Here is an 8,955-nt window from a genome sequence, read left to right on the forward strand (position 1 = left end):
GCTTCTCGGGCGCGTACGTCACGCCCGAGAAGCCGCCGCACGGCAGGTATCCGCACCTCGGCTCCGGAAATCCCCTGGCTCCGCTTCCGTCGGGCGGTGAGACTTCCGGTCGTGACGCTGCACGAGAACGAGATCCCCGTGGACGAGACCACCGTCCGGTCCCTGCTGGAGGCACAGTGCCCGGAGTGGGCCGGGCTCCCGTTGTCACGCGCGGGTGCGGGCACGGACAACACCATGTACCGGCTGGGCGACGCGCTGCTCGTACGCCTGCCGCGGACCGCAGGAAACGGGCAGTCCATACAGAAGGAGCGGGACTGGCTCCCCCGCCTGGCGCCCCACCTCCCATGCTCGATTCCCACGCCCGTCCACGCCGGGACGCCCGCTGACGCGTTCCCGCTCCCCTGGTCCGTCTACCGCTGGATCGACGGTGCGGAACCGGGTCCGGACACCGTCCGGGACTGGGCCGTGTTCGGAGCGGATCTGGCGGTATTCGTACGGGAGTTGCACGGCGTCGACCTCATGGGGGCGGCACGGGCGGACGACCTCGGCTGGTATCGAGGCGGCGACCTGGAGCCGTGCGACGAATGGGTCGGCAAGAGTTTCGACGACTGCCGGGCCACCGTGGGTGCCGAGCTCGACATCGACGCGCTGGAACGGCTGTGGCGAGCCGCGCTCGCGCTGCCCGATCCCGCCGCCAGGCGGCAGGTGTGGCTGCATGGCGACCTGAAGCCGAGCAACCTGCTGGTCAGGAACGGCAGGCTGCACGCGGTCATCGACTTCGGCGGGCTTTCGATCGGGTTTCCGGACGCCGAGCACGCCACGGTGTGGGATCTGCCGGCACAGGCACGGCAGGCCTACTGGGACACCATGGGCCTTGACGAGGCCACCTGGGCCCGCGCCCGTGCCTGGGCGGTCGCGGTGGGCGTCAGCGGGATCTCGTACTACTGGGGGACGTTCCCCGCGTTCGTCGCCGAATGCCGGGCTCGGCTCCAGGCGATCCTTGCCGACGCCGCAGGCCGCCGTCACGCCGCGAACCCCACTCAATCCTAAGGTCGTTGAATCAAGGCCAAGCGGTAACTTGGGCCCGTGACTTTCGATGATCTGCGCGTCTTCGTAGCCGTGTGCCGGGCCGGTAGCCTCAGCGCGGTCGCACGCGAACTCGACTGCACGCAGTCGGCGGTGAGCCAGCGCGTCAAGCGCCTTGAGCGCGAGGCCGGTATGAGCCTCCTGGAGCGTCAACCGCGCGGTGTCGTACCGACCCACGCCGGACGCGTCCTGCTCGATGCCGCGTCGAACAGCATCGACGGCCTGGACCAAGCTCTGCGCCGTCTCACGGACCTGGCCAATGGCGACAGCGGCTCCGTACGCGTCACCACGGGCGGCACGACCGTGCGGCACTTCATGTCCGAGGCCATAGTCGCCTTCCGGCGGCGCTACCCGAAGGTCAGCCTGGAGTTCCGGACGGAGACCTCAAGCCGCAACTGCTTCGACGCCCTCACCTCCGGCAACCTGGATCTGGCCTGGGTCACCATCAGAGGCGAAGCGCTCCCCCGCATCGAGCAGCGACCCGTCGTGCATCTGCCATGGGTGCTGGCCGTCAAGGCCGACGACCCCCTCGCCACCCGTTCGCGGATCAGCACGGCGGATCTCGGCGGCATCAGCCTGATCCGGCTACCCCAGAACTCCACCTCGGGTGCCCACCTCCACACCGCGCTCACCGAGCTCGGGGTACGGAGCAGCTCCGACACCAGCGTCGCCGACTGGGACACCGCCCTTCTGCTGGCGGAACTCGGCCTGGGTCATGCCGTGGTGCCGGTCATGCCCGGCTGGCGGATGCCGGGCCAGGGCGCCGGCGACGGCCCCGGCGAAGGGTCTCTCCGCCTCGTCCCCATCCCCGATCTGCCGCCCCTGCCGGTCGGCTGGGCGGTCCGCCGCTGGGACGCACTCAGTCCGCTCGCCCGGGCCTTCGCCGACGTGGTCGCCCGTAGTTGCGGAGGCGCGGAATGGGCACCGTGATCAAATCAGCCCACCTCCACCTTCGCGCCACACGTACGGCCTACGACACTGTGGCCGCCGACTACGCAGTGCTCCTTGAGAACGAACTGGCGTGCGCTTCGGGGTTGGTTCGAAGACCGAACTCGACCTGACGGACGGTGCGCTCACCGGTGTCGTCGCGTGGTGCGCGATGCCCGCAAGCCGCAGGGATGATCCGGTGGCCTTCCGGGGGCTCAGCGGCGGCGTTGTCAGTGGCCACTCCTACGATCGAACACATGAGCATGATCGGAGAGTACGCACGAGTCAGCCGGGCCGAGCTCCAGCGGGTCATCCGCGATCCGGAGTGGGCCCTGGGCTTGGTCGACGACTTGGTGGAAGCGGAGCTCGACGGGGGCGATCCTGGTCTGAAGGCCGGCGAGGCGCGCTGCCTCGACACCGACAAGGCCTGGGACGCCCTCGGCTTCCTGCTGCGCCGGATGGGGTTCCCCGTAGATGTCGTCCATGGCGAGGAGGAGATACCCGGGGCCGAGGACTGGGGGTACGGTCCGCCGCGCTATCTCACGCCCGAGCGGGTGAAGGTGGCAGCCGAGGGCCTCGTACGGATCAGCGGGGCCGAACTCGTCGCCGGTGTCGGCCCGGAGGAGCTGGCGGCGGCGGACACCTACCCGGTCATCGTCTGGGAGCGGGGTGAATCCCTGGACTGGGTGCGCGAACACTACGAGGCCCTGGTGCCGTTCTTCGCGGCGGCGGCACGGGAGGGTGACGGCATGCTCATCTGGCTGGACTGAGCCCGCCCCAGCGCGGCATCACCGTGCAGTCGCGGAACCGGTCAGCGCGGCGCCGCGTCCCTCCCGACGTGCCATCGGCACGATCCGCACGTGACCGCTCCAGAGCGGCGCAGGCGGCGGAATCCGCCTGCGGCGTGCGGGGCCCGACGCACCCGTGGTGCCGCGTCGGCGGTGCTCCCGGGCGGGCATCCGCGGCGCGGGTGAGCCGGACCCGGGCCTCAGACCAGCAGGTCGTCCACCTGCGCTTCGCCTTCCCGGTATCTGCGGGCGATCTCGGCGCTGCACTCGTCCACGGTCCGCTGGAGCTCCACCCGCTGCCGTGACACCTGCTGCTCGTATCCCGCGAGACGGCCCATCGCGGAGTGCAGCTCCTCGTCCGTACGGGCGTCCAGGTCGGACAGCTCCACCTCGGCCAGCATCTCCGCGGCGAGCTTCCCGTATGCCTCTCCGCGCGGGGCGGACATCGTCATATGGCGGGCCGAGTTGCCCCTCCGGGACGGGGGGTCGGTGAGGATCGCCGAGAGCCGGTCCACGACGGCCGCGTCCGGGCCCGTGTGGGAACCCGCGTCCGGGACTCGCTCAGCGAGCGCCGCCGGATCGACCGGGGCGGGCACCGGGACTTCACTGCGCCGGGACAGCTCCGCCCGCAGGATGTCGATACGGCCGTGCAGCAGACGCCGTACGTAGCTCAGATCCGCCTCGTCGCGCTGCGAATCACGGCGCAGCGCTCTCAGCTCCGGCAGCCCGAGCGCGCCGAGGTCGGGCGCCTTCGGCTCGGGAAGTGTGTCGGCGGTGCGCTGCACGGGCGGTCGCACCGCGCTCGTAACGGGGCCGGACGGCTGTCCGGCGCCAGATGTGCTCATTGCCTGATCCCCTCGACCGGTGCATGGGGTCTCCCTGGCCCGTAGGGCGGAAGGGAAGCACCGACTGCGTGCATCGTGCCATTCCGGACCGTTCGTACGCAGGTGGTCTGCACCCGTTCAGCCCCGGATACACGTGGATACGCCCGGACAGGGGCCCGCCAGTAGATTGGTCCTCATGCGAGCGGTGGTACAGCGGGTCGACGGCGCGAGCGTCGTGGTGGCCGGAGAGACAGTGGGCGAGATCGTCGGCGAGGGGCTGTGTGTGCTGGTGGGGGTCACCCACGAGGACACCCCCGAGAAGGCGGCGCAGCTTGCCCGCAAGCTGTGGTCGGTGCGGATTCTGGAGGGCGAGAAGTCCTGCTCGGACATCGCCGCGCCGCTACTGGTGATCTCGCAGTTCACTCTCTACGGGGACGCCCGCAAGGGCCGCCGACCCACCTGGAACGCCGCCGCGCCCGGCGAGGTCGCCGAGCCGCTCGTGGACGAGGTGGTGGCGCAGCTGCGGGCGCTCGGGGCACGGGTGGAGACCGGCAGGTTCGGAGCGAGCATGCGGGTCTCGCTCACGAACCAGGGTCCGTTCACCGTGCTGCTGGAGGTCTGAGCCTGAGCCTGCGAGTCGCTGGAGCGGCTTACGGCTCCACGACGGTCTCCTGGGCCGCCGCCGTGTTCCCCGCCAGCAGCTTTGCGTCCACGGGCACGTTCCGCTTGACCAGCGCCAGCGCGATCGGGCCCAGCTCGTGGTGGCGGGCCGAGGTCGTGACAAAGCCCAGTTGGCGCCCGTCCTCGCCGTCTGCGGCCAGCCGGACCGGCGCGCCGTGGCCGGGCAGGTGCACCTCGCTGCCGTCCAGGTGCAGGAACACCAGCCGCCGCGGCGGTTTCCCCAGGTTGTGGACGCGTGCCACGGTCTCCTGACCCCGGTAGCAGCCCTTCTGCAGGTGCACCGCGCTGCCGATCAGCCCGATCTCGTGCGGAATCGTCCGGTGGTCGGTCTCGAAGCCCAGCCGCGGCCGGTACGCCTCCACGCGCAGCGCCTCGTACGCCAGGACCCCGGCCGCCGGGCCGTTGGCCGCCGCGTACGCCTCCAGGTCACCCCTAGGCAGGAACAGGTCACGGCCCTGCGGGGTCTCCCGTACGACGACCCCGTCGGGGGTGTCGGCGATCGAGCCGGCGGGGAGCTGGACGACGGCGAACTCGTCCGTACGGTCGGCCACTTCCACCCGGTAGAAGAACTTCATCGACTCCAGGTACGCGACCAGCGCGTCCTGTGTGCCCGGTTCGACATGCGCCCACACCGTCTCGCCGTCGTCCACGAGATAGAGCGCGTGCTCGATATGTCCGTTGGCGGACAGGATCAGGGCCTCGGTCGCCCGGCCCACGGGAAGCTCGGTCATGTGCTGGGTGAGCAGCAGATGCAGCCAGCTCAGCCGGTCACTGCCGGACACGGTGACGACACCGCGGTGCGAGAGGTCCACGAAACCGCTGCCGTCGGCGAGTGCGCGCTGTTCGCGGAACAGATCGCCGTAGTGTGCGGCCACGCCTTCGTCACGCCCCTCGGCGGGGACGGCGCCGGGCAGGGACAGCAGAGGGCTGGTGATTGATCGCTGCATGGGCCCAAGCCTACGACCGGCCCGCGGCGGCCTTCGCGGCGCAGTCACGGCACCGCCCGAAGATCGCGAAGTGCTTCATGTCGGTGTCGAAGCCGAAGGTGTCGAGCAGCTTCGCGGTGAAGTCGGCGGCGACCTCCACATCCGCCTCGATGACGTTGGTGCAGTCCCGGCAGACCAGGTGCAGATGGTGATGCCGGTCGGCCAGGTGGTAGGTCGGCGCGCCGTGGCCCAGATGGGCGTGCGAGACCAGGCCGAGTTCCTCCAGGAGTTCCAACGTCCGGTAGACCGTGGAGATATTGATCCCGGACGCCGTCTTGCGCACCTCGACGAGGATGTCGTCGGGTGTCGCGTGCTCCAGGGTGTCGACGGCTTCGAGTACGAGCTGGCGCTGAGGTGTCAGCCGGTAGCCGCGCTGCCGCAGATCGCTCTTCCAGTCGGTGCTCACCACGACCCCAGTGTAGGCGCGGGGGCCGGCATGGCCCTGTGGACGTATACGCCTACTTGAAGAACGCGATCCCGTCGTCCGGCAGGTCCCCGAGGTCCTTCGCCCACTGCTCGACCTGCTCGGGCGTGACGACCTTCTTGAGGTGCGCGGACATGTACGGCCGCAGCGGCACGTCAGGGGTCGCCTTCTCGCCGACCCACATCAGGTCGCCCTTCACATAGCCGTACAGCCGCTTGCCACCGCTGTACGGGCCGGAGGCAGCGGTCCGCGCCACCGCGTCGGTCGCCAGGTCGATCTGCGGCTTCTGGTCGGCCAGCTCGCCGTACCAGATCTCCACGATGCCCTGGTCACGGACCATGACGACCTCGACCTTGCGCTCCTTGTCGATCCGCCAGTAGCCCGACTCGGACTCCAGCGGCTTGACCTTCTTGCCCTCGGAGTCGAGGACCCAGGAGTGCGAGACGTACTCGATGAAGTCACGGCCGTCATGGCTGAACGTCACCGACTGGCCGAAGTTGCACTTCTCGGCGCCCGGGAAGTCGGAGACGCCCGCGCCCTCCCACGTACCGAGCAGGAACGCGAGGGGGACGAGGTCGGGATTGAGGTCGGACGGGATCTCGATCATGGGTGTCTCTGGCGATCTCTACGAGGCGAGTGGTGCGAGGGGGGTGGGTGCGGTTGTGCCGGGGACGCGGGTGGTACCCGTTACCCGGGCTGGTTCAGCGCTGGCCCTGGTACAGCTTCTTCACGACCAGACCGGTGAAGGCGAGCACGCCGACGCAGACCAGGACCAGCAGGGTCTCGAAGAAAATGATCACGGGTGCTCCTCGGATGAGCGGTGCGAGCAGTACGGGCCGGGCTCCAGCTTAGTGGGCGGGAGTCCGGCCCTCACTGCGAGGTCAGCAGCCGGGATCAGCCGAGCAGCTGGTTCTGGAGCACGAGCGTCTGGTGGAAGGGGACCGCGGCGGTCTTCCCCTTCCGCTCGTGGATGACCAGCGCCAGGGTGTCGCCCGCGAGGATGTGCCCGTGGCGGACGTCCAGGGCTCCCGCCGGGGCTTTCTCCTTGAAGACGTACGAGATGGTCGGGGAATTGCCGGGGGGCACCTTCCAATCCCGGTCGAGACCGGACGCCGGCGCGCCCACCAGGGGCACCTCCGGCTCCGTCCCCAGCACGAGCAGGTCGTTGTACTCGACGGCGGTGTCGGCCGAGTCGAACTGGAGGAGATAGACCCGCGAGGCCGTACCGTCCGGCATGGTCCAGGCCCGGGCGGCGATGTGCCGGACGCCTTGGTCCTTGAGCGCCATGCCCAGATCGGCCCGCTTGGCTGCGGGGTACTCGGCGAGGTACCGCTCCGCCGGCACCCAGCCGCCGGTCAGCTTCTTGTCCGCGATGGCCCCTGACGGGGCGGGTAGGACAAGCTTCCGCAGGTCGGCGTGGTGGACCTCCAGCACGTTCGCCTCGTTAAACGGTCGCGGAGTGCCCTGCGGGAGCGCGGGCAGCGACAGTCGGGGGTAGTCCCAGCGCCCGTCGTCCTCGGTGGCGAGGCCGGGTACGTCCGTGCGCTCCATGGAGGCGATACCGACCGCGGTACCGGCGCCCAGCCCACCGCAGACCAGCACGGCGGCGGTCCATCGGGCCACGGCACGAAGAATCCGGCGGTCGCGTGCGGGGGCGGTGATGGTGGCAGTGACGGGGGCGGGCACCGCGGGCGGTGCCGTCGGCATCGGAGGCGCGCTCGCGGACACCTGGCCCGCCTGGCCCACCTCGGCCACTTCGGTCATGTCGGCAACGCTGGTCACGTCCGCCACCTGGGTCGTCGGCTCGGTCATACGTACTCCCCCGGGGACGCGATGTGGTCGAGCTGCTTCTTCACCAGCTCGGCGACGGCGGACTTGTCGAACGGCTTGGTCCCGTACGCCGTGACGCTCACATGGAGCTCGGAGTCATAGGCGGAGCACGACATTCCGGCGAGCTTGGACTTCCGCTCCTTGCCGCTGTCGGCGTCATCGACGAACTGCTCGGGCAGGAGGAAGCAGGCCGACTTCTTGTGGCCCTTGATCGCCGGGCCCTTGTCGAACTCCAGGACGTCGGCCAGTTCCTTCTTGAGCGCGAACAGATCGTGGATCCGCTTTTTGTCCTTCATCCGGACGATCGACACCTCGATGACGAGGTCGTTCTCCTCGGAGACGAAGGAGCGCATGGCGACGCCCTGGACACCCATCCGGTCGACCCGCTTGCCGAACTCACGGCGCTGCTTGGCGGACATGCCGGAGGCATCGTCCTTGATCAGGGCGGCTGCTTCCTTGCCTCCGATCTCGCTGTCGTTGCCGTACGCGTCCATGTCAGGGCCGAGGCGGTATCCGCTCGGGACGGGCAGCAGCAGCTTGCTCAGGGGCGTCGAGTGCCGCCCACGGGCCACATCCCCCGCCGGGTCATCGGCGGGCTTGCCGGTGCTCTCGGCCCACAGGGTGGTCGGCACGGTCCGGTCGGCACGGTCGACGGTCAGCTTGGTGTAGATGCCGGCCGCGGCGATGGCGCAGGCGGCGAGCACGGCGGGGACCGCGAGCATCAGACGCCGGCGGGCACGCGAGGGCGCCACCGTGCTGGCGGGCCCCACGGGCACGAGCACCATGCTCTCGGCGTTCCCGGGCGTCTTCTGCACCTCGGGCGTCTCCGACGTCTTGGGCGTCTCGGGGTTCACAGGCGCTCCAGCTGTCGCTCGGCGAGGGTGCGGATCTCGTTCTTGCTGATGCGCTTGGTGTCGAACACAAAGATGTCGACCATCACATCGCCGCGCTGGAATACAGCCCGCGCCCTGTACATCTGCAGGTATCCGGGCTTATTCCTGAGCTTGGATGCGGCGTAGTGGCCGTTGCCGCTGCCCTTCAGCGCATCGCCCGATTCGCTGCTCCAGTCCTCGCCAGCCACGTAGTGCAGCTGCCCGGTCGCATGCTCGTTCGCGGCGGCGGCGGTGCGGAACTGGATGAGTTGGATGAACGTGCTCTTGTACTCGCCCTGCTCCCAGGAGGCGCAGGCCACCCGGCGGAAGTCGGACGCCATCATGAACTCGAGCATGTGGCCCTCGTCCTGGTACGTCTCCGCAAAGGACACGGGGTCCATCCAGCCGTTGCCCGGGCAACGGGCGCCCCTGGGGGGGGCCCACCGGGTTGTAAACAACCGCGTGGGCACATAGCCGCCCCGGTTTTACTGGGGGGGCGCGGCGGCCCGCACCGGCACCGGGGGGGGGCGCGCCGCG

11 protein-coding genes are annotated in these 8,955 nt (G+C 69.7%); 4 read left to right on the forward strand and 7 right to left on the reverse strand.

Annotated elements, in window-relative coordinates:
* The first annotated feature begins 111 nt into the window (after positions 1-111).
* From ACFWI9_RS31035 to ACFWI9_RS31045, 3 genes are all read left to right on the forward strand, one after another.
* Positions 112-1,050, forward strand: a complete 939-nt coding sequence (locus tag ACFWI9_RS31035) for an aminoglycoside phosphotransferase family protein (protein ID WP_387167634.1) — start codon at positions 112-114, stop codon at positions 1,048-1,050.
* Positions 1,051-1,086: 36 nt separating this feature from the next.
* Entirely contained in the window at positions 1,087-2,016 is a 930-nt protein-coding gene (locus ACFWI9_RS31040; protein ID WP_387167637.1) for a LysR family transcriptional regulator, read from the forward strand.
* 254 nt (positions 2,017-2,270) lie between these two features.
* Positions 2,271-2,783, forward strand: coding sequence for a YfbM family protein (locus ACFWI9_RS31045; RefSeq protein ID WP_387167640.1), 513 nt, complete (start codon positions 2,271-2,273; stop codon positions 2,781-2,783).
* 218 nt (positions 2,784-3,001) lie between these two features.
* On the opposite strand, the gene ACFWI9_RS31050 is transcribed toward ACFWI9_RS31045, so the two are convergent.
* Positions 3,002-3,646: an AmfC protein gene (locus tag ACFWI9_RS31050; RefSeq protein ID WP_387167643.1), complete on the reverse strand. Its 645-nt coding sequence runs from the start codon at positions 3,644-3,646 to the stop codon at positions 3,002-3,004.
* Positions 3,647-3,821: 175 nt separating this feature from the next.
* Here ACFWI9_RS31050 and dtd point away from each other — a divergent pair, with 175 nt between their 5' ends.
* Positions 3,822-4,247 carry a D-aminoacyl-tRNA deacylase gene (gene dtd / locus ACFWI9_RS31055; protein ID WP_387167647.1) on the forward strand — a complete coding sequence of 142 codons (426 nt, stop codon included), beginning with the start codon at positions 3,822-3,824 and terminating at the stop codon, positions 4,245-4,247.
* Positions 4,248-4,275: 28 nt separating this feature from the next.
* Here the strand turns inward: dtd and ACFWI9_RS31060 are convergent, their stop codons facing one another.
* From ACFWI9_RS31060 to ACFWI9_RS31085, 6 genes are all read right to left on the reverse strand, one after another.
* Positions 4,276-5,241, reverse strand: coding sequence for a YgfZ/GcvT domain-containing protein (locus ACFWI9_RS31060; RefSeq protein ID WP_387167663.1), 966 nt, complete (start codon positions 5,239-5,241; stop codon positions 4,276-4,278).
* A gap of 22 nt (positions 5,242-5,263) precedes the next feature.
* Entirely contained in the window at positions 5,264-5,701 is a 438-nt protein-coding gene (locus ACFWI9_RS31065; RefSeq protein WP_387167649.1) for a Fur family transcriptional regulator, read from the reverse strand.
* 49 nt (positions 5,702-5,750) lie between these two features.
* A complete protein-coding gene (locus ACFWI9_RS31070) occupies positions 5,751-6,323 on the reverse strand; it encodes an FABP family protein (protein ID WP_387167652.1) in 573 nt (190 codons plus the stop codon).
* Between the two features lie 287 nt (positions 6,324-6,610).
* Positions 6,611-7,528: a hypothetical protein gene (locus ACFWI9_RS31075; RefSeq protein WP_387167655.1), complete on the reverse strand. Its 918-nt coding sequence runs from the start codon at positions 7,526-7,528 to the stop codon at positions 6,611-6,613.
* Positions 7,525-8,400: a hypothetical protein gene (locus ACFWI9_RS31080; protein ID WP_387167658.1), complete on the reverse strand. Its 876-nt coding sequence runs from the start codon at positions 8,398-8,400 to the stop codon at positions 7,525-7,527. Before ACFWI9_RS31080 ends, ACFWI9_RS31075 begins: the two co-directional genes overlap by 4 nt.
* The gene (locus ACFWI9_RS31085; RefSeq protein WP_387167660.1) at positions 8,397-8,774 is read right to left on the reverse strand and encodes a hypothetical protein; all 378 of its coding nucleotides are present in this window, start codon (positions 8,772-8,774) and stop codon (positions 8,397-8,399) included. Before ACFWI9_RS31085 ends, ACFWI9_RS31080 begins: the two co-directional genes overlap by 4 nt.
* Between the last annotated feature and the right edge of the window lie 181 nt (positions 8,775-8,955).

Origin of the sequence: Streptomyces sp. NPDC127084, from assembly GCF_042724175.1 — a bacterium.
GTDB lineage: Bacteria > Actinomycetota > Actinomycetes > Streptomycetales > Streptomycetaceae > Streptomyces.

Excerpts from the sequence above, each read along its gene's own strand:
- ACFWI9_RS31045 (WP_387167640.1), top strand. The coding sequence starts at position 2,271 with ATGAGCATGATCGGAGAGTACGCACGAGTCAGCCGGGCCGAGCTCCAG.
- ACFWI9_RS31075 (WP_387167655.1), bottom strand. The coding sequence starts at position 7,528 with ATGACCGAGCCGACGACCCAGGTGGCGGACGTGACCAGCGTTGCCGAC.
- ACFWI9_RS31085 (WP_387167660.1), bottom strand. The coding sequence starts at position 8,774 with ATGCTCGAGTTCATGATGGCGTCCGACTTCCGCCGGGTGGCCTGCGCC.
- ACFWI9_RS31050 (WP_387167643.1), bottom strand. The coding sequence starts at position 3,646 with ATGAGCACATCTGGCGCCGGACAGCCGTCCGGCCCCGTTACGAGCGCG.
- dtd (WP_387167647.1), top strand. The coding sequence starts at position 3,822 with ATGCGAGCGGTGGTACAGCGGGTCGACGGCGCGAGCGTCGTGGTGGCC.
- ACFWI9_RS31070 (WP_387167652.1), bottom strand. The coding sequence starts at position 6,323 with ATGATCGAGATCCCGTCCGACCTCAATCCCGACCTCGTCCCCCTCGCG.